Here is a 20,233-nt window from a genome sequence, read left to right on the forward strand (position 1 = left end):
GGAAAATCTTACAGCTCCTCCGAAAAGCTAAAATCCAAATGGGGTTTAAGATGCACAGAATCTACTTGTTTGAAAGAAGTAGCCGCTTCTTCTTTTTCGAAGGAAGGAGGCTCCAATCCCAAATCCTTGGTTTTTTGAATGTAATAGGAAGATTTGGCCGGATGACTTGGATGAACGGCATTAAAGATGTGTCCGTAGGCCTGTTGCTTCACAATTTCGATCAGGATGGAAATACAGTCATCACGGTGAATTAGATTCACGGGGGCATTTCCATTACTCAGGTTTTCACGGCCTGCCAAATAACGAGCGGGTTGTCGGCTTCCTCCATACAATCCACCAAAACGGACGATACTGGTAGGGCAACTGGAAGTAAAGAAAAGCTGCTCTACTTGCAGCAATTGCCGCCCTGCTTCATTTTCGGGTTTGGGCAAGTCCTTTTCGGTCACCTTTCCTTGTGCATCACCATAGACCGAAGTGCTACTAACGAAGATGATATTTTCTATTTCCGAAGCTTCTATTTCCGAAAGAAAATGAGACATTTTCAAAACATAATCGGAACCCGTATTTCGCCGAAGTCCAGACGGAATCATGATGATAATATCTTTGACCTCGCTTAAAAATTCATTGACAGATCCAGCGACACCATCTTCAGAAATCATGATAGGAAAGACGTCCCATCCACTGTTGCGTAGGTCATTTGCCTTTTCTTGGGAAGAGACACTACCCTTTACGTTATAACCCAGAATTTTGAGGCGATGTGCCAAGGGCAATCCCAACCATCCCATTCCTGCAATCGCGATCTGTTTGTTCATTTAAGGTAATAGTTCTACTATAGTATCATTAACCGCTCTAAGCGCCTTCAAATCTATATCTTTTTTTACGATAACCGCATCGGTTGTTACAAAAGGTAACGGCATGGTATGCGCCGGTCTTTTATTAATGGTAAAGAGCGGATTTTCTGTGAGGTCTAAGGAGTATTCCAGCACACTAAAGTTGGGCTCTACATCGATTGGCAAAGAATAGGAAACCTCTAGGGAATCACTTTCCGACACATTATAATGCATTAGGAAATTATTACTTCTTACTCTTGGAATGGCTCCGGTACTATCTGCAGGAACTTGCATGCCATTATACGCCAGTGAATTGAACACTACCGTAGAATCTGCATACAATCGCAAAATATGAACATCCCTTTTAGGAAGCAGGGTGAATGTTACTTCTTTGTTATTATCGATAATGGTATCCTTTTCCAATCGGATATCGAATTGCGGAACATTGATAAGCGGAGCCGGTGCAGCGTAGGTATATCCTGTGTTGTACTTACTGCCGGAAGAGCTTACCACATATTTGGAAGCTTCCTCGGGCGATTCGCCTAGATACCCCTTCACCCATTCGCCAGGATTGTTATCGTAAGTAACCCAATGGGCTTTCCCTTCATTGGCATTTTGGTAGTACAACAAACTGGTAGGTTGCTGTCTTTCTTCACTAAAGCTACTTTCAAAATGGGCGCTGATGAAAAACCCGAATGCTAGAATGAAGAAGAAGATAGAAAACAATCGTTTTCCACGGTAAAATCCTACTACATTGTAGACCAGACCGAAAAGCAATACTGTAAATACGCAGCTAATCGCAAGCATTTCGAGTCCAAGCCCTACCGGGAAAAACTGAATGAGTGGCGCAAATACGAAAATGGCCGGAGCACTTATAAGTGCCATTAAAAGTAGATTGGGTTTTTCCTGACGGGTCAATATCCACAAGGCTAGCAATCCGAAGAACACGGGAATAATAAAGTAAGCTCCCCCTTTAATAACAAGGAAAACTACGGTATTAATGAGCAGCCAAAGGAAGAGCGGAGCAATATAAGCGCTTGCTATGTTCTTTATTTTAAATCTGCGATACACCATAAAGGTAATGGCCAACGACAATACCACGAAGAAGGCAATGTAGGTATGACCATTATAGGTGAAGCCGTGATCTATTTCTTGATACTGGGGATAGATTTTCAGCAACAGTGTCCATCCAAAAAATCCGATGAGCCCACAAACGATGAGGGAAGTTAAAAGAGCTCCAAACCCTTTTCCTATTTCCTTTGCTTCCAGCTTTCCGTTTTTCAATCCCAAATAGATCAAAACGATAAATCCGATAGCCGCCAACAGCAGCATGGGTAGAATCCACGAAAAAGGATAGCTAATCATGTTCACGAAAGGAAGGTTTACATAAACGTCATCCTGATCGCTTTTTAAATTGGAAAGGTCGGCATCGGCGTAATGATGTAGCAGTGGAAGCAAATAACTCCCCTGATGCTGCAGGGTATTCCTATCTAGATTTTCGAAATTGTCATTGGCCGTATGATAGTCGAAATGATCGTCTATAAAGGCAAAGAACAAACCATCGATATCGGCATCTTCGCGCAGCACGGTCGAATCGGTATCGTTGGGCAGCATTTTGTAAATGCTATACATGAGGGAAGAGGCCACTGGGAATCGCACATCGGCATCGATAAACGATTGAATGATATTGTGGTTCCCTTGATTGCTTTCCAGAATCATGTTACTGGGGCCACCACTTCCCCTAGCTTCAAAATTAAGTGCCAATCGAATGTCTTTGGCCCATGGGTGATTGTTCACGAACAGATCGGCCCCGTCCAATCCAATTTCCTCCGCATCGGTAAACAGTACGATAATATCATTTTTAGGCTGCACCCCATTGGCCATATAAGCTCTCACACTCTCCAAAATAGTCACCACCCCACTTCCAGCATCGCTAGCACCAAAGGATGGGGTAAGGGCACTATCGTAATGCGCAAAGATGAGCAACGAATTTCCGGGTAGGGTCCCTTTAATACGCCCCATAAGGTTAATGGGTCTTACCAAGCCGCCCCAGTCGTTATAGATATAACCGTCCTGTGTTTGTACGTCGGATAGTCCTAGGTCCTCCAGCTGTTGCTTCAGGTATTCCCGAACCCTTGCGTGTTCATCATTTCCAATGAAGTGGGGTGCTTTAGAAATTTCGCGCAAAGGGACTAAGGCACGTTCTGCCGAGAATTCCGTTTCCGGTGCCGAAGCAGGAACTGCTTTTCTGGGCATGAGGCTAAAAAAACTATAGTACGTAAGGGCTAAAAGAAGGAGAAGGGATGGAAAGGCGAGTTGTCGTTTCATTAAATTGGCTTTGTTTTCCTAAAAGTAAGCATAATTGAGCAAATGTTAAATTCGGATTTTTCGGGCCTCATTTTCAACCGAAACCGATTTCTCCAATCCACATTTTTTGCTATCTTTAAGAAGATAAAAACCTAAAAACATGGGAATTAAAAGTTATATCGGAAGAAGGGCCAAACCCTCTAAAGGTTCTTCAGAAAACATCAAGGTTTCGGACTATATGAGCACCAACCTCATTACGTTTCGGCCCGACCAAAGCGTGATGGAGGTAATGAATACCCTTATTAAGAAGAAGATCTCGGGAGGTCCTGTGGTGAATGAAAAAAATGAATTGATCGGGATTATTTCCGAAGGGGACTGTATGAAACAAATTAGCAACAGCCGTTATTACAATCAGCCCATGGAAGACGTAAAAGTTGAGGAGCACATGGCCAAAGAAGTGGAAACCATAGATGGTGACATGAATGTGTTCGATGCGGCCGATCGGTTCCTTACTTCACGAAGAAGGCGGTTTCCCATTGTAAGTGACGGAAAACTGGTGGGGCTTATTAGCCAAAAAGATGTGTTGAAAGCGGCCCTTCAGTTAAAAGGGAATAGTTGGAAGTAACTAAGACTTGGGATCCTTTAAGGCCCTTTTGTGGTCAGTAATGAGCAATTTTTTGTCCTTACTGCCTCGCAAGCTCAATATTTTGGAATAATGATACCCTTCTATAGGGTTTTTAAGGGATTTCCATTCTGCAATTCCCTTTACTGCTATGATTTCATCGATTCCTATGATGCCTTCCCAATATTTTAAATCTTTGTTGAATCCCAACCAATACTTGCTATCCTTGCCGTGCTTGTTAAGATACTTCTCCACATGCTCTGATGGATTTTTGAAGATACCGGAATCATACTGATGGTCTTCGACCAAAACAACATTCCTAAACGTAGGCGGTTGATCCATTTTCACCATGGCCATTTCCCCATCTTTTTCGATAAAGAAATCCTGAACCTGCATATCGTCAATGATGGTCCTTCGGTTCTTACCACTTCCTTGTATGACCGTAATATGATAAAAAATACAAGGACGTTTACTTATGGGTGCTAACATGGGTTCCGTAACATGTTTGGCCTTTCCTACGATCTTTGTGTATTTGCCTTCTTGTGCACGCCCAATGGTTTGGGATTTGGACTTTCTCATTTCCCTCAATAGGACAATCTTTTTGCTAAAAAAGTAACCATATGCAAAACCACCAATGACCAACAATACCACTGTCACAGCAACCCATGGACTATCGAAAATGCTGTTTGCTATAACCATATTAAAACTCCCTTTTTACGAGCAAATAATAATTATTGTCCAACGCCAAATACCCTTGATCATATACGTAGAAGTATACATCGCCTTTTTTGGTGGTGTACATTCCTGTGAAGTAATCGAATAAAAAACCATGTTTCGACAAGGTAGCCTTGGTCACTTTGGTTTTGGCCTTGGTGTTTAAGTTTTCTAGGATACGATGGTTTTTCCGAAGGCGATTATTGGTCGTTCGGATGATGTTTTTGGTATCCTTGTTAAGTGCATTGTTGTGTGCATTGCGACAGGCATCGCTGCAAAATTTCTTATCGGCACGCCCAATGATTTTCTCCCCACATTCTGGACAAAGCTTTTCCATATCCAAAACTATTATAATTTTTCGGGATCGGTTTCCTTTTGGGGAAGGTTGAAGCGATAGATGGCTTCAAATCGCAAAAAGAATCCTCCTTGTATAGTTGGATTCAATTGCGTTCTGTCATCCCCAAAACTAAAAGCTGCTACACCCAAATCTATTTTCTCCCCTTGTTGGTATATTTCGAAATCATTGCTGGAGTATCCTAATTTGGCACGCAGCAAAATACTTTTATCCAACGCATTGAACTGTAAGTAGGAGGCAAACTCCAAAGAGCTGAGGTCGGCATAGGTGTTAGAATTATTGCCATCGATGTTGAAACTGCGCCCAATCCCAATATAGTCTACACCATAGGTAAAAATACCTTGGGTATAGTTAATATCGGCCGAAACGGGAAGAGATACATCCATTTCGAATTGGGAATTAGGACTTAGGTAGTACCATCCAAAAATAGGAGTGCTAAATACCCCAAAGGCCTCGGAAGAAGCATATAGTCCAAATCGATAGATCAGGTTTTCCTTTTTCTGGTATTTCAACAGGGCAATACCCCCAAAATAGAAGTCATCTCCATCAATATCTTCATAATCCGAAGCAATTTTGGGAAGCGCTACTAACGTCGTACTCCATTTTTCATCCCAAGTGGCTGCCCATCCTATTTTCAAGGTGCTGCTGTAAAGACTTGTAAATTCCGCTTCTGGGAATAATTGAAGGTTATTTCGGCTGAAGAGCCCCCCCGTAATGATGGCATGGTTGTCATTAAGGACTACGGGAAAGGTAAGGTCGACTTCAAATGTTTTTGTTTCTGTACTATTGTCGGTACCTTCAAAATCATTGTTAAAGGTTTGGCCGTAGCCCACTTTCAACAGGTCCACATAGTTTTGTGCGTACAAGCAATTGGTTAGCAGCAGCGCAAGAAGGAGTAGTCTTTTCAATGTAAATGTTCTTGGTCGTTAGTTGAGCTAAAGATAGAAAATTGTGTTAGTAACTTGGGGAAATTATTTGATTTCGCACAAAGAGCAACATTCAAAAACAAAGTATCTTTACCCAAAATCTACTACTTATGAACATTAAAAAATTACTATTACTCTTAACTCTTGCTCTTACGGTGGTAAGTTGTAAAAAGGACGATGATGGAGGGGACGATACCTTTCTGTTGAATAGAGAAAACCTAGCGGCTACCTACATAATGAATTCTTACATTGAAAATGTAGATGAGACGTACGTAATTAACGGTGTGCCAATCGATTCCAATACAAACACGGTTGGAGATACATTTCAAGGAACCACAACCTTCGACGCCGACGGAAATTTTACCATTGATGTACAGTATCGTATTACAGAGACCATCACAGTAGCCGGAGAAGCTCCGTTAATAAATACTGCGATCATCATCGAGAATTATTCGGGGACTTATACTTTGAACGCTACAGCAGAAACCATTACGCTTAACTATGTAAGAGATGGTTTCAACGAAAGTGACACCTATGATGTGACTGCATTTTCACGTACAGCATTTGGGATAGGATATACAGATATAAACAGTAACTCTACCACTGGAGAATCGTACGAATTAACGGGCGAAATCCTTTTCGACAGACAATAATTTTCACTTAAATATAGATGGCGCCATGGTTAACTTATCATGGCGCTTTTTTATGTCCCTTTAATTTTGGGTTAAATTCTACTGCCAAGTCGCTCTATGAGTGGGGTTTTTGTGCAAAAATTCCGTAAATTCGCACCCTTATTAAAAAACAAGGCCCTATGAGCACAAAATTTAAGGAATACAAAGGCTTAGACCTTCCTAAACTGGGAGAGGAGCTACTCGACTTTTGGAAACGTGAAAACATTTTCGAGCAGAGTATTTCCATTCGTGAAGGAAGCGAACCTTATGTGTTTTTTGAAGGGCCTCCATCTGCTAATGGATTGCCCGGTATTCACCACGTAATGGCAAGGGCCATTAAGGATATATTTTGCCGCTATAAAACCCAAAAAGGGTATAAGGTAGATCGAAAAGCAGGATGGGATACTCACGGACTTCCTATAGAGTTGGGAGTGGAGAAGGAATTGGGGATCACCAAAGAAGATATTGGTAAGAAAATATCCGTTGAAGAGTACAACGCGGCTTGTAGAAAAGCAGTGATGCGCTACACCGATGTTTGGAACAAAGTGACCGAAAGCTATGGGTATTGGGTAGATATGGACGATCCTTACATCACCTACAAGTCCAAATACATGGAAACCGTATGGTGGTTGCTTAAGCAGATCTACAACAAAGACTTGTTGTATAAAGGATATACCATCCAGCCATATTCCCCAAAGGCAGGTACAGGATTAAGTTCGCATGAGTTGAACCAACCGGGAACCTATCAAGATGTAACCGATACCACGGTTGTGGCACAGTTTAAAACCTTAGTAGATACCTTGCCCGAGTTCCTTCAAGGATATGGCGATGTGCATATCTTGGCTTGGACGACCACACCTTGGACCCTACCAAGTAACACAGCCCTTACCGTAGGTCCTAAAATAGACTACGTACTGGTTAAGACGTTTAACCAATATACCTTCGAGCCTATCCATGTGGTATTGGCCAAGAATTTGGTTGGAAAGCAGCTGACTGGAAAATACGAATTGGCTGAAGAAGAATCGGCATTCGATGCATATGAACAAGGGAACAAGAAGATTCCTTACGCGATCGTGAAGGAATTTAAAGGAGCCGATCTGGTAGACATTCGCTACGAACAGTTATTGCCTTTCGCTCAGCCCTATGAGAACCCGGAAAATGCCTTCCGTGTTATTTCTGGTGATTTCGTTACGACCGAAGATGGTACAGGAATCGTTCATACCGCTCCTACCTTTGGTGCAGACGATGCCAAGGTAGCCAAGGAAGCCGTACCGGAAGTTCCTCCGATGTTGGTGAAAGACGAAAATGACAATTTAGTGCCATTGGTAGACCTTCAAGGACGTTTTCGACCCGAAATGGGCGAATTTGGAGGTAAGTATGTGAAGAATGAATACTATGATGATGGCGAAGCGCCTGAAAAGAGCGTGGATGTTGAGCTTGCTATCAAGCTGAAAATAGAAAATAAAGCCTTTAAGGTCGAAAAATACGTGCACAGTTACCCAAACTGTTGGAGAACCGATAAACCCATCCTGTACTATCCTTTGGATTCGTGGTTCATTAAGGTGACTTCCTTCCGGGATCGTATGCACGAATTGAACGAAACCATCAACTGGAAGCCCAAGGCAACTGGAGAAGGTCGTTTTGGTAACTGGTTGGCCAATGCCAACGATTGGAACCTTTCCCGTTCGCGTTATTGGGGAATTCCATTGCCTATCTGGCGTACAGAAGACAGAAATGAAGAAATCTGTATTGGTTCTGTGGAAGAGCTGAAGGCAGAAATGGCGAAGTCGGTGGCGGCGGGTCACATGGACAAGGATATTTTTGAAGATTTTGTGGTAGGTGATTTTTCTGAAGATAACTACGACAAGGTCGATCTGCATAAAAACATTGTAGACCAGATCGTATTGGTGTCCCCTTCTGGAAAACCCATGAAAAGGGAAGCCGATCTAATTGATGTTTGGTTCGATAGTGGTTCCATGCCCTATGCACAATGGCATTATCCGTTCGAAAACAAGGAAAAGGTTGAAGATACCTGGAGAAAGGCCGATTTCATTGCCGAAGGGGTAGATCAGACCCGTGGATGGTTCTATACCCTACACGCGATTGCGACTATGATTTTCGACGATGTAGCCTACAAGAATGTGGTATCTAACGGATTGGTATTGGACAAGAACGGACAAAAAATGTCCAAACGCTTGGGGAATGCTGTAGATCCATTTGATACGTTGGCTCAGTACGGTCCCGATGCAACACGTTGGTATATGATAAGCAATGCCAATCCATGGGACAACTTAAAGTTTGATAGCGACGGAATCGCGGAGGTACGTAACAAGTTCTTCGGAACCCTTTACAATACGTACAGTTTCTTCAGTTTGTATGCCAATTTGGACGATTTCAACTATGAAGAGGCCGATATCCCTATGGAAAAGCGTCCGGAAATCGACCGCTGGATACTTTCCGAATTGAACACTTTGATTCAGAAAGTAGATGAAGCCTATGGCGACTATGAGCCTACACGAGCGACACGTGCTATTTCAGAATTTGTTCAGGAGAACCTAAGTAACTGGTTTGTTCGTTTAAGTAGAAGACGTTACTGGAAGGGAAGTTATGGCGAAGACAAAATCAGTGCCTATCAGACCTTATATACCTGTTTGGTGACTGTGGCCCAATTGGGAGCACCGGTGGCACCGTTCTTTATGGACCGTTTGTACAGGGACTTAACGGCTGGTGTAATACACGAAGCACCCAATTCGGTACACCTAAGTAACTTTCCGGTGGCCGACACGACACATATCGATAAGGAGTTGGAGCGAAAAATGCAGCGGGCACAGACAATAAGCTCACTTGTTTTATCGTTACGACAGCGCGAGAAGATTAAGGTGCGACAGCCGCTTCAGAAAATCATGATTCCTGTACTGGAAGCATCCGAAAGGGAAGAGATACTAGCGGTTTCCGATCTTATAAAGAGCGAGGTAAATGTGAAGGAGATCGAATTGATCGATGAAGGATCTGGAATTTTGGTAAAACAGATAAAACCGGATTTCAAGAAATTGGGACCTCGTTTTGGAAAAGACATGAAGTCTATTGCGCAGGAAATCAGTTCGTTTGGACAAGAAGAGATCTCTAGATTTGAAAAAGACGGGAAAATTTCTATTTTGTTTAACGAAAAAAATGTTACATTAAGCCTCGATGAGGTACTAATTAGCTCGCAGGACATAGAAGGTTGGTTAGTGGCCAACGCCAGTGGAATAACGGTTGCATTGGATGTTACCATTACCGATGAGCTTAGGAACGAAGGGATTGCGAGAGAGTTGGTGAACCGAATTCAGAACCTTAGGAAGGATTCTGGTTTCGAAGTTACCGACCGAGTAGAGATCATCGTTCAAGAAGACAAAAACCTGAAACCTGCCGTAGAGCAGAACATAGCTTACATTAAACAAGAAACCTTAACCGAGGTATTGCAATTTGAAGCGGAAGTAGGAGATGGAACGGAAATTGCTTTCGATGACATTGCAACCCGATTAAGCATTAAAAAACATAATTGATATGGCTCAAGAAGTTAAGAATCGATACAGTGATAAGGAACTTGAGGAATTCAGAGTCCTTATTCAAGAAAAAATTGAAAAGGCAACAGAGCAATTGCATCTTATAGAGAGTGCCTATAAAAACGATAGTAATAATGGTACCGACGATACCTCGCCTACCTTCAAGGCTTTCGATGAAGGAAGTGAGGTAATGAGCAAGGAAACCTCTTCGCAATTGGCGATCCGTCAGGAAAAGTTTATCCGGGATCTTAAAAATGCCTTGATTAGAATTGAAAACAAAACCTACGGGATTTGCCGTGTAACCGGAAAATTAATTAATCCCGAGCGACTTAAATTGGTTCCCCATGCTACCTTGAGCATTGAGGCTAAGAACATGCAGAAGTAGGCACTTCTTACAAATATCACTTAATTAATGGCCCTACCTAGTGGGGCTTTTTTTATGAAAAATTACTTGCTCCTAATATTCGTGGTATTTCTTGCCCTCCCAGGCAAAGCCCAAAAGGTCATCCAGCGATCTTTGGATGCAGAAGGGATTAAGAAGCTTGAAATTACAAGTGATCAGGTATTTCTTATAAAATTGGAGGCCAAAGACACCGAAACCATAGAGATCAAGACCTTGGTAGAAGGTGAAAACTATGAAAATGTGGTGCTTTCGGTAGAAGAAAAGGAAGGTGTATTACGCGTTAAGACCGGGTATACCCCATATTTTGAAGGGGCCAATGACAAATTGGCGGCACATAAGGTAATTTCTATAGAAATGACCCTCATCATACCTGAGAATCTATCGGTCTTTGTGAGTTCCTTTATCGCTTCTGTGCAGGCCACGGGATTTTTCGAGAACCTTTATACGGGTCTGAATAATGGAAATTGTACGCTTCAAGATTTTTTGGGTAATGCACAGCTCAATTCCCGGAACGGATTCATTCATGTGACTGCCGAAGCAGGGGTAATGGGAACAGCCCATTCGCAGCGCGGGAAGGTAAATAATTCACTTCCAAAGACAGGTTGGTACGAGGTAACTGCCCAAAGTGTTAATGGAGATGTAATTTTGAAGCCCAGCCAATAATTATTCTTTATTTTTGCGCAATTACATCGAACTATGTCATTACGAAAGGCCCTACTTATTGTTATTTTAATTCTGCTTGCCGATCAAGCATTGAAGATTTATATCAAAACCAATTTCATGTTAGGGGAAGGTTTTGAGATTTTCAGTTGGTTCGATATCAATTTTGTAGAAAATCCAGGAATGGCTTGGGGTGTAGAAATCCCTGGGCAATACGGTAAGTTGGCACTTTCTATCTTTCGCTTGTTTGCTATAGCAGGAATTGGCTACTGGTTGTTCGATACCGTACGCAAGAAAGCCCCTGCCATATTAACCTTTGCCTTGGCCTTTATTTTTGCCGGTGCTTTCGGAAATATCATCGACTCTGTTTTTTATGGGGTTATTTTCGAAGACAGTATGGGGCAGGTAGCCCGTATGTTCCCCGAGCAGGGATACGGGAAATGGTTTCACGGAAAAGTAGTGGATATGTTCGCCTTTTCATTCTTCCCACCCGTTTTCAATATTGCCGATGCTGCCATAAGCACTGGGGTTGGGATCCTAATTGTATTCAATAGAAGGGCATTTCCTAAAAAAGTTCAGGAAGAGATATCAGAAGCTCCGGTACAGGAAACGGAGGCTTAAGCGCTACTTTTTACGAAAATAGCTTCAAACTCGTCTAAATCTACTGGCTTTACTAGATAATCCGTTACTAGGGAGAATTCTTTGGCGCGTTCCAAATCCAAAGGATTTATGGATGAACTCACAATGTATAAGGTGGTTTTTACGTCCTTTCCTGTTTTTATTTTGGTGAATTCTTCCAAGAACCTCCATCCGTCCATGACGGGCATATTGAGGTCCAATAGAATGATTTCTGGGAACACTTTATCATCTTCTTCCTGAATAATGGGAGTGAAATAACGAAGCGCCTCTCGACCATTTTTGAAAATGAGCAGATTTTCAGACAGCTTTCGAATGTTGATCACTTTCTTTATCAAGTTGATATAGACGTCATCATCATCGATAATGCACGCTAGTTTTATCGGGGTTGGGGATAGGTTTGTCAAAATGTGGGCGGTTTTTGTTGGTTTGTTAAAAGGTAATTTTAAATGTGGTTCCTTCGTCCACTTTACTTTCTACATGAATGCTTCCTTGCAGGGTTTCAATTTGATTTTTCGTTATAAATAGACCAATTCCTACCGACTCTTTTCCGGTGTGGAAGGTTTGGTACATATTAAATAGGTCATTCCCGTGTTTTTCCAGATCAATACCCAAGCCATTGTCCTTTACCATAAGACATACCCTCTCATCTTCATAATAACTACAGATGTCGATCACTGGGGATCTATCGGGGTGTCGGTATTTAATGGCGTTGGTAATAAGATTTAGGAAAATACTCTCCATATAGGAGGGGATGTATCGTATTTCGGGTACTTCAGAGAAGTCCGAATAAATTTCTGTTTGCGTGTCCTCGATCATTCGGCTAATGGAACTCAAGGTACTTTGCAGTACATGATCAAAATTCAGTAGTCTTCTATCGTCCAACGATTGTGCTTGGGCCGTAACAATTTCATTAAGGTGATTAATGGTCTCGTTTAGGCTTTCCGAAATTTGATAGAGACTGGATTTAAGCTCTTCCTCTTCCGTAGCATCATCGATGGACTTCAATAGGTCCAAAGTGAGACTCAAATTGCTCGCATGCGACCGTAGGTTATGCGAAACGATATGCGCGAAATTAAACAGTCGGGAATTTTGGGATTCGATCACCTTTACAGAGGTTTCCAAACTTAATTCCTTCAATTTTTCCTCGTCTATATCCTGAAAAACCCCTTGTATTCCTACGATTTCGTTGTTTTCACCGTAAATGGGTCTACCTACGGCTTTGGCCCAAAATTCTTGCTTATTGTACCTGAGCATTTTCACAGTAGCATTAAAGGGAGTACCCATGCTACAGGCCATAAATGCCTCGGCCGCTCTGGCTTTGTATTCATCAGAATAGAAATCTAATGCTGTTCTAAGGGAAGGGCGATAATCCTCGGGGGTTTCAAGGATTTTTCGGGCCTGCGGATCCAGAAAACTTTTCTTTTCATTAAAAAGAACAGTCCATCCACCGGCACCTGTTAATTCGGCAACGTCTTTATAGTAAAAGTTGCCATAAGGACGCTCTGTCTCACTGCTGGAAGTATCCTCATTCTCTTGTCCCTTATTTTTCTTCTTATGGGTCAAAAACATAATGGTTTTGTCAATTTGGGGGCCGTAATATAGTGTAAAAAATAAAACTGTACGAATTTACGTATTTCAGGAACCCTTAAGTAATCAGGGAATTAGCGGAAAGAGTAGGTTTTATTGGGGGTAACGCAATAATCTAAAGAAACGTCATTAGAATCGTGCGGAATGCTGTCTTCTGCTTCAAAAAAAGAAATCCCGATGGTAAGGCAGGTATCGGGGCATTGGGCCAAGAATCGATCGTAGAACCCTTTTCCATATCCGATACGATTTCCTTTTTCATCGAAAGCCAACAAGGGAACAAAGACCACTTCCATTTGTGAGGGAAGAATAGGGATCCCCGATACGGGTTCGGGAATGCCGTAGTTTGAAATGGCGATGGAAGTGTTTTCCTGGAGCAAGTAATGTTCCATTTCACCCGTTTCAAAATGGGCCTTGGGTATTACGATGCTTTTATCCCTTCCTTGTAGGATGTGCAACAGGAATTCGGTGAGGACTTCTTTCTTTTCTGAAATAGACAAGAAGATATGGTAGTAGGTCGCTTTCCAAATGGGCAAGGCTAGTGCCCTATTGGCAATGGCGATGCTGAAATCTTCGATTTGAGATTCGGTAAGGGCCTCCCGTTTTGCCTTGTACGCCTTTCTCAGTGCCTTTTTGTCCATTACTGCACTTCGGTTGAAATGTGGAACAACGCATCCCCTTGATACACCAAGGGGGCTTCGTTTGCATTGATGATATAGCCTTCCTGAGGGGATTTAATCCAATGATGAATCTTTCCGTACGGATCGGTGATATGCCCAATAACTTCCCCCTTTCCTACATAACTTCCCACTTTGGTGTCCGATTTAAACATTCCCGATGCATTGGCGCGCACCCATTTACTTTGCGTAATAACGACCGAAGCTTTTTTGGGCGACGATACCTTAAAATTAGATCGCAGCATACCCAAATGATGTAACACCCTTTTAGATCCGTTGACTCCTGTATTGCTTACAATGGCATTGATAGAGTTGGATTTACCTCCTTCGAAAAGAAGCAAGGGAATGCCTTTCTTTTGGCAAGCACTTCTAAAGGATTTATTCAGGTTTTTGGAATGAAGAATGAAAGGAGCATTGAATTGCTCTGCTAGGTCTGAAAGTTCTTTTTGCTCTTTTTCAATTCGAATATGGGGCACGTTGAACCGGCTGGATCCTCCAGTATGGAAATCGATACAGTAATCTACATAGGGGACAATTTCATTCATCAATTTATAGGCCACTTGGGCGGCTAGTGAACCTGTTTTACTTCCGGGAAAGGAACGGTTGAGGTCACGTCCATCGGGAAATTCGCGAACCTTTTGTAGGAAACCGAATATATTCACAATGGGGATGCATATAATGGTACCTGCTTTGGGTTTGTTGATTCCCTTGGAAACCATTTGGCGTACAATTTCGATCCCATTTACTTCATCCCCATGAATCCCAGCAGTAAATAGCACTGTAGGGCCTTCGTATTTGGAGCGCTCTACAATAATGGGCACATCTACCGGAGTATTGGTATGGAGGTTGGCAAAACTGAAGTTAAGCTCCATAGAGCTGCCGGGGGCAATTTCTTTGCCCATAAGAATTAGGGAGTTGGCCTTTTTTGGGGTCATGTACGTTTGTTGCGTTCTATATAATTAATGATTTTAGTGGCGATGTCAATACCCGTGGTGGTTTCTATGCCCTCCAGTCCCGGGGTAGAATTTACTTCCAGTACCAAGGGCCCATGTTCCGATTCTAGGATATCCACTCCACAAACCCCCATTTTAAGGGCTTTGGCTGCTCGCAAGGCAATATTTTCCTGCGCATGGCTCAATTGTAGGGCCTCGGCCGAGCCTCCACGGTGTAGATTGGATCTAAATTCGCCTTCCCGACTTTGCCGTTTCATGGCGGCCACTACTTTTCCGTCTACCACTATGGCCCGCAGGTCCGAACCGTTGGATTCCGCTATAAATTCCTGAATAATGAAACGCACCTTGGCGGCCTTTAGTGTTTCTATGGTAGAAAGGGCAGAGGCATGTGTTTCGGCTAGGATCACTCCTTGACCATGCGTCCCCTGCAATAGTTTTATGATGATTGGGGTTTTCTTGAAATGGGCCAAGGCAGCTTGTGCATCTGGGGCATTTCCTAATATCGTTTTGGGAATAGGAATCCCGGCTTTGGCCAAAATCTGAAAGCAGGTCCATTTGTTGCGGGACTGAAGAATGGGTTCGGCTCCTACCACACAGAAGACCCCCATGGACTGAAAATGGCGTACCAGGGAAGCTCCGTAAAAAGTGTTAGAGGCCCCTACACGCGGAATAACGGCATGCAGATCGTCCACAATCTCATTGTAATAGTACAGTACGGCTTTACCCTCTTCTACACCTAGGGTACAATGGGAAGGGTCCAACACTTCCATTTCGTGATTTCGTGCCAGCCCCGCTTTGAGCAGGCTTTGGGTAGAATACAGGTTTTCCCCACGGGATAGTACGGCGATGTTCATGCGCAGTGCTTAGTGATTGCAATTTAGGAAAAAAGGGAATTAGATGGTAAGTAGGAAGAAAATACGTCCCGACTCTAGCAGATGCCCTGCCGTTAAACAAATAGAGACGACCGATAAAAGGAATTGCCTTTGGTGGATTGGGAAAGCTGTGTATTCTTGTAATTTTTGAAAGAAATTGAGAATTGGAAATATGAACCTGTTGAATTAATCCCTTATAACAAGGATAGTTAATTATGAGAATTTTATGCATATTAATCATCTCAGTATTGTTTAATTCATGCAATGAAAAATTGAAGAATGAGGCTAAATTGACTGATGATAAAAATCTTTTAGGCAATTGGTATAGCGTTAAAAACAATCACTATTTTGAATATTTCTTTGAAAATTCGAAAATGTATGTTTTTAGCACCTCTTCTTTAGACCTATTTGAATACGATTATTATATTAAGAATGATTCAATTTTCAATTCTATTTTGCTTCCCAGTGGGAAAAATGGGGAGTACAAATTTCATAGTATCATTATAGACAATGATGGGAGTAGATTGAAACTTAGCACAAGAACTTTAGAAAGAATGGTAGACTCTACAGAAACCATTGATAAATTTCTAAATGAAAAAATTGATTATGATGATTTAAAAAAACGGGTTTTGTCTAGGGAAAGAAAGTTTTCTAATCTGATTAAGAAAGAATAAAAAACCCGAAATTTTACTGTTCTCAATGAAATCTAAGACAACCTTAGGGAGTATAGTGCATATCAAAACGACCATTTGTAATAACCACGTCTTCGCAATTATCGGTAACGTTCGAAAACTCAAAGGTTCCCGATACTATAAAATTCGTTTGATCAAAACGTGTTAGTCTTAAAAACCCTTCGATAGTTTCTGGGAAATCATAATAACAACCCTCACCATTATTAACAAATATGGCATTGTTTGTAGGGGTGTTGGTTAAATCATAATTGGTGTTTAGGCTTAAAGGTCCCTCAACCCTAATAATTACCCCTATATCCATTTCCGAATTGTCTATTCCTCCTCCCAATTGCAATATCCCTCCCCCATAAAGAGCAGTCTGCTGAGAGGTGTTCGTTACGTTAATGGCTTCACCATTTACTGAAAAACCAAAAGTGTCTGCCCCTATTTGCGTTTCTGGAGGTAATTGGTCAATGGGGTTTTGAGATAGGTTATCATCATCGTTAAGACAACTCATTAAGATGGTGAGCATAAAAACAAAATATAGGCTCTTCATAGCGGGGTTTTTCCTTTTAAAAATAAGAAAAAATCCATTTTAAAAAATGTTAGTATATCTCGCGTAAATAGAACCTCTTTACCAGCTCTTATCCAAGGTAGACATGATGTAGGGTTTGATTAAGAATGGCCATCTTTATGGTATTACAGGTAATTATTAGGGCTGAGGTTTTTAGCTTCAAATCACTTAACCTGCGCCTTAATGGACTGATACCCATAATACGTATACAACGCCAAAAAGTAGTTTCCGGCAGCAAGGCCTTTGGTATTCCAAGGAATGCTGTAGGTTCCTTTTTCTCCAAGACCCTCATAAATGGTCTGTATCCGTTGCCCGCTACCGTTGTACACACTCAATTCGTAATAGGTATTGTTAACGAGTTCGAGTGAAATTTCAGTTTGATGTTCAACGGGATTGGAACCCATAACCGTAATGGTATGCCCCTTAGGTTTTGGTATTGTGAAATCTTCCACACCCAATGTAGGATCTGAATAACGGTATACATTCACGCCCGACCCAAACATCAAGGTATTGTTAACCCGATAAAACCGATTGAAGCTTTGTCCAATGGTAGGCAAGTACTCCCAAGTTTGTCCTGCATCTTGGGTTTCGTAAAATAGTTCGCCAAAACCACCGATCCAACCCAAATCCTCATTCAGGAAGCCAATCCCCTGCATGGTCCCCGAAGTATTGGTGGTTTCTACAGTTTGCAAGCCCCAGCTTTGTCCGCCGTCCACGGATTTAAAATATTGCGGACTGGGTTCAAATTCCTCTATGGAAGCATAAAAAACAATCTCGTTCAGCATTTGAATTTTCCATGCACGTTGATTCACATGATCTGCTATAGCTAGCTCATTCCAAGTGTCACCACCATCCGTAGTACCAATAATAATGGCTCTCAGTCCAGTGCCCTGTGCACTTTGTCCCACTGCGAAACCATTGTTTTCATCTACAAAATGAATATCCACCAATCCATTGCAAAGGGATGCCAAGCTAGCATAGGACCATGACTGACCTTGATCGGTCGATTTCATGACGTAAGCCGATCCAAAGAACACACCAGTAATGTAAATGGTGTTTTCGTCTACCATGGATATGCCACAAATTCCCGGGACATTGTTGGGCAGGCTATTCGTAATATCTACCCAAGTTTGCCCACCGTCTATCGTTTTTAAAAGGGAAGCGGATGGATTTCCATTGGCCAAGGTTCCTGCAAAACCAATCTGATCGTTGTAAAACTCCACACTTCGGAAATAATAATCGGAATTGAAGTATTGTTGGGTCCAGTTTTCACCGCCATCGGCCGTGTGCAATACCTGGCCCGCTCCATCGACCACCCATCCTTTGTCTTCATCTACAAAATACAAGTCTTCAAAGCGCCAACTCAAGGTGCTGGCATTAAGCGTTTCCCACGTCTGGGAAAAAACAGAACTACTAAGGAAACAAAACAATAAGATAGATAAGCAGTAGGTAGGTGTGAGGGATTTCATAGCTTTCATTTTGGGATAATGTCCAAAAGTAAAGGCCATATTCCATCGAAAATAGGAAAAAAACGAAACGGATTACCCCACACGAAGGTTCAAGATGTCCCCGTTGGGATTTATGGATTTTAGAAATTGGGAAGGGTTTACCCCTGTGAATTGCTTAAAATCCCGAATAAAATGGGATTGGTCGTAATAGCTGTGTTTCAGGGCAAGTTGGGTTAATGACTCTGGATTTTCTTTGCATAAATCCCCGATGATTTTGTTAATTCTTTGGGTGCGCAGAAACAGTTTATGTGGAATTCCCACTTCTTTTTTGAATCGTTGTTCCAATCGCCTTGTACCAATACCCAACTGTTCGGAATAATCCCTTTTATCGTTGGGATGAATGCTAGATAGAATACATTTCAAGCTTGTTTCACCCTTGTAATTTAAATGGGCCGAAAGGTAATTTTCAATAAGGGCCATCCTATGTTGTATTCCCTTGGCCAGATACACTTTTTCCTGAAGGGTTTTCATCTCAGGAAGTTCCAAATCGATCAAATCAATGCAGCTATCGGTAAGGTAATGCATGTCGGTTTTCCAAATTTCATTGGCGATCCAAGGATGGAATTTTACACCGAAAATGTCCAAACCATCTTTAGGGAGAGCTAGGTTTACATAGCGCTTTATCTGTCCGAACACATGAAATCTTCCGGTTTTGGAATGCGAAAATTCGTTAGGAAAATCACATTGCCAGGGCGTTCCCAAATGAAAAACCCAATCTACATATCCATCCGGCACAAACCTGTATTGTGCTCCCTTTGCATCGTTTTCGGACGATGTCAACGTCCAGAAATAAGCAATGAGGTGTGCATGCGAATGAGACGGTAAGTACTTTTCAAATACCATAGGATTTTAGCATAAAGACAGCAGCCCTAAGGTAATTCAAAAATCATTTAGATCTTACCTATTGTGAAAAGCAATGGGAGAACTTTATAATTTTAAACCCCTATGACCCCAACGAATAAGGTGCCATAGGGATATAATAAGGTTTATTCTTTTACGATTTTATGAATTTCCCTACCCTGATCAGAAACAATTTCAATAAAATAGATACCGCTACGTAGATGTGATATATCTACGGAATTTGAAGAGGAATCTAACGCTTCATGAACCTTTCTGCCTGTATTGGAATATAGGATCCAGTTATTTATCGGAAAGCTTTCGGGTGAAGAAATCCGAAACGCACTGGATACCGGATTAGGATGAATAGAAAATACCTTCTTCTGTACATCTGGAACCGATAAAATTGGGGTGTCCTGAAAATAAAGACGTTCCCAAGTGCAATTGTCCATCACCATGGACGAACCTTCTACACCAATGGCAACAATACATTCGGTGTCTGATACTTCTGTTAGATAGTTCAAAAAATAAAAATCGATATTGGAAGGAGGCACTTGCGGATCGTGATAACAAACATTGTCGCATGGAGAAATTTCAATATTTTGGAAATTTTGAATGTTAAACCATTGACTGTCGGTATCATAAGTCCAGTTCCCGGTAAATTCAGAACAGGTTGACCTTCCATGAAACGTACCATCTGACCCAAAATAAATAAATAATGGATCATCGCAAGGGTCGGCCTCGGAGTAATTATCCAGAACCGTGTGCCAATAGTAGTAGATATACCAAGGTTTGTCGAAAATTTCTGGGTTTTGGGCTTTAGCAAAAAAGGTTGCAAACAGCATGAGTAACATAATTTTTTTCATAGCAAAAAAATTTAAAGGT

The 20,233-nt window shown here is 41.8% G+C and carries 21 protein-coding genes; 7 read left to right on the forward strand and 14 right to left on the reverse strand.

Translation table 11 applies throughout. The annotated features are described in order from the left end of the window. Positions 1-8: 8 nt before the first annotated feature. Together POV27_RS00595 and POV27_RS00600 are read right to left on the reverse strand one after the other, a co-directional pair. Positions 9-812, reverse strand: coding sequence for an NAD(P)-binding domain-containing protein (locus tag POV27_RS00595; protein WP_272860781.1), 804 nt, complete (start codon positions 810-812; stop codon positions 9-11). Then, complete coding sequence (locus tag POV27_RS00600) at positions 813-3,158, reverse strand: M20/M25/M40 family metallo-hydrolase (protein ID WP_272860782.1); 2,346 nt, start codon at positions 3,156-3,158, stop codon at positions 813-815. Between the two features lie 139 nt (positions 3,159-3,297). Between POV27_RS00600 and POV27_RS00605 the strand changes: the two genes are divergently transcribed. Beyond that, a complete protein-coding gene (locus POV27_RS00605) occupies positions 3,298-3,762 on the forward strand; it encodes a CBS domain-containing protein (protein WP_272860783.1) in 465 nt (154 codons plus the stop codon). Here POV27_RS00605 and POV27_RS00610 read toward each other — a convergent pair whose 3' ends face one another. From POV27_RS00610 to POV27_RS00620, 3 genes are read right to left on the reverse strand one after another with little or no spacing between them, the layout of a single operon-like run. Then, positions 3,763-4,458, reverse strand: a complete 696-nt coding sequence (locus tag POV27_RS00610; protein WP_272860784.1) for a hypothetical protein — start codon at positions 4,456-4,458, stop codon at positions 3,763-3,765. It abuts the gene before it with no gap. A 1-nt stretch (position 4,459) separates the two neighbouring features. Further along, positions 4,460-4,810 (reverse strand): DNA gyrase inhibitor YacG, encoded by a 351-nt coding sequence (locus POV27_RS00615; RefSeq protein ID WP_272860785.1) that lies wholly within the window; start codon positions 4,808-4,810, stop codon positions 4,460-4,462. Between the two features lie 11 nt (positions 4,811-4,821). Further along, entirely contained in the window at positions 4,822-5,736 is a 915-nt protein-coding gene (locus POV27_RS00620; protein ID WP_272860786.1) for a DUF6268 family outer membrane beta-barrel protein, read from the reverse strand. Positions 5,737-5,864: 128 nt separating this feature from the next. Here POV27_RS00620 and POV27_RS00625 point away from each other — a divergent pair, with 128 nt between their 5' ends. The 5 genes from POV27_RS00625 (at position 5,865) to POV27_RS00645 (ending at position 11,654) form a co-directional block, all read left to right on the forward strand. Further along, on the forward strand, positions 5,865-6,407 hold the full coding sequence (locus tag POV27_RS00625) for a hypothetical protein (RefSeq protein ID WP_272860787.1): 543 nt from the start codon (positions 5,865-5,867) through the stop codon (positions 6,405-6,407). Between the two features lie 158 nt (positions 6,408-6,565). Continuing rightward, positions 6,566-9,970: an isoleucine--tRNA ligase gene (gene ileS, locus POV27_RS00630; RefSeq protein ID WP_272860788.1), complete on the forward strand. Its 3,405-nt coding sequence runs from the start codon at positions 6,566-6,568 to the stop codon at positions 9,968-9,970. Between the two features lies 1 nt (position 9,971). After that, positions 9,972-10,355, forward strand: coding sequence for a TraR/DksA family transcriptional regulator (locus tag POV27_RS00635; RefSeq protein ID WP_272860789.1), 384 nt, complete (start codon positions 9,972-9,974; stop codon positions 10,353-10,355). 66 nt (positions 10,356-10,421) lie between these two features. Further along, positions 10,422-11,036 (forward strand): DUF4097 family beta strand repeat-containing protein, encoded by a 615-nt coding sequence (locus POV27_RS00640; RefSeq protein ID WP_272860790.1) that lies wholly within the window; start codon positions 10,422-10,424, stop codon positions 11,034-11,036. 33 nt (positions 11,037-11,069) lie between these two features. After that, entirely contained in the window at positions 11,070-11,654 is a 585-nt protein-coding gene (locus POV27_RS00645) for a lipoprotein signal peptidase (protein ID WP_272860791.1), read from the forward strand. Here POV27_RS00645 and POV27_RS00650 read toward each other — a convergent pair. The 5 genes from POV27_RS00650 to POV27_RS00670 form a co-directional block, all read right to left on the reverse strand. Continuing rightward, positions 11,651-12,076 carry a response regulator gene (locus POV27_RS00650; protein WP_272860792.1) on the reverse strand — a complete coding sequence of 142 codons (426 nt, stop codon included), beginning with the start codon at positions 12,074-12,076 and terminating at the stop codon, positions 11,651-11,653. The two genes, POV27_RS00645 and POV27_RS00650, sit on opposite strands and share 4 nt — an antisense overlap. A 25-nt stretch (positions 12,077-12,101) precedes the next feature. Further along, entirely contained in the window at positions 12,102-13,235 is a 1,134-nt protein-coding gene (locus tag POV27_RS00655; RefSeq protein WP_272860793.1) for a PAS domain-containing sensor histidine kinase, read from the reverse strand. A 98-nt stretch (positions 13,236-13,333) separates the two neighbouring features. After that, a complete protein-coding gene (locus POV27_RS00660) occupies positions 13,334-13,897 on the reverse strand; it encodes a 5-formyltetrahydrofolate cyclo-ligase (protein WP_272860794.1) in 564 nt (187 codons plus the stop codon). Further along, positions 13,897-14,868: a succinylglutamate desuccinylase/aspartoacylase family protein gene (locus tag POV27_RS00665; protein ID WP_272860795.1), complete on the reverse strand. Its 972-nt coding sequence runs from the start codon at positions 14,866-14,868 to the stop codon at positions 13,897-13,899. The genes POV27_RS00660 and POV27_RS00665 overlap by 1 nt, the downstream gene beginning before the upstream one ends. Further along, a complete protein-coding gene (locus POV27_RS00670; RefSeq protein ID WP_272860796.1) occupies positions 14,865-15,740 on the reverse strand; it encodes an ATP-grasp domain-containing protein in 876 nt (291 codons plus the stop codon). The genes POV27_RS00665 and POV27_RS00670 overlap by 4 nt, the downstream gene beginning before the upstream one ends. Positions 15,741-16,030: 290 nt before the next feature. On the opposite strand from POV27_RS00670, the gene POV27_RS00675 reads away from it, so the two are divergent. Further along, entirely contained in the window at positions 16,031-16,432 is a 402-nt protein-coding gene (locus POV27_RS00675; RefSeq protein ID WP_272860797.1) for a hypothetical protein, read from the forward strand. A 43-nt stretch (positions 16,433-16,475) separates the two neighbouring features. Here POV27_RS00675 and POV27_RS00680 read toward each other — a convergent pair whose 3' ends face one another. The 4 genes from POV27_RS00680 to POV27_RS00695 all read right to left on the reverse strand — a co-directional run bounded on the left by POV27_RS00680 (position 16,476) and on the right by POV27_RS00695 (position 20,214). After that, on the reverse strand, positions 16,476-16,985 hold the full coding sequence (locus POV27_RS00680) for a Riean_0653 family protein (RefSeq protein ID WP_272860798.1): 510 nt from the start codon (positions 16,983-16,985) through the stop codon (positions 16,476-16,478). Between the two features lie 182 nt (positions 16,986-17,167). Then, the gene (locus POV27_RS00685; RefSeq protein ID WP_272860799.1) at positions 17,168-18,472 is read right to left on the reverse strand and encodes a YCF48-related protein; all 1,305 of its coding nucleotides are present in this window, start codon (positions 18,470-18,472) and stop codon (positions 17,168-17,170) included. 72 nt (positions 18,473-18,544) lie between these two features. Continuing rightward, a complete protein-coding gene (locus POV27_RS00690; RefSeq protein ID WP_272860800.1) occupies positions 18,545-19,354 on the reverse strand; it encodes an AraC family transcriptional regulator in 810 nt (269 codons plus the stop codon). A 143-nt stretch (positions 19,355-19,497) separates the two neighbouring features. Continuing rightward, positions 19,498-20,214: a T9SS type A sorting domain-containing protein gene (locus tag POV27_RS00695; RefSeq protein WP_272860801.1), complete on the reverse strand. Its 717-nt coding sequence runs from the start codon at positions 20,212-20,214 to the stop codon at positions 19,498-19,500. Positions 20,215-20,233: the final 19 nt, after the last annotated feature.

This window comes from Aureisphaera galaxeae, assembly GCF_028561275.1.
Taxonomy (GTDB): domain Bacteria; phylum Bacteroidota; class Bacteroidia; order Flavobacteriales; family Flavobacteriaceae; genus Aureisphaera; species Aureisphaera galaxeae.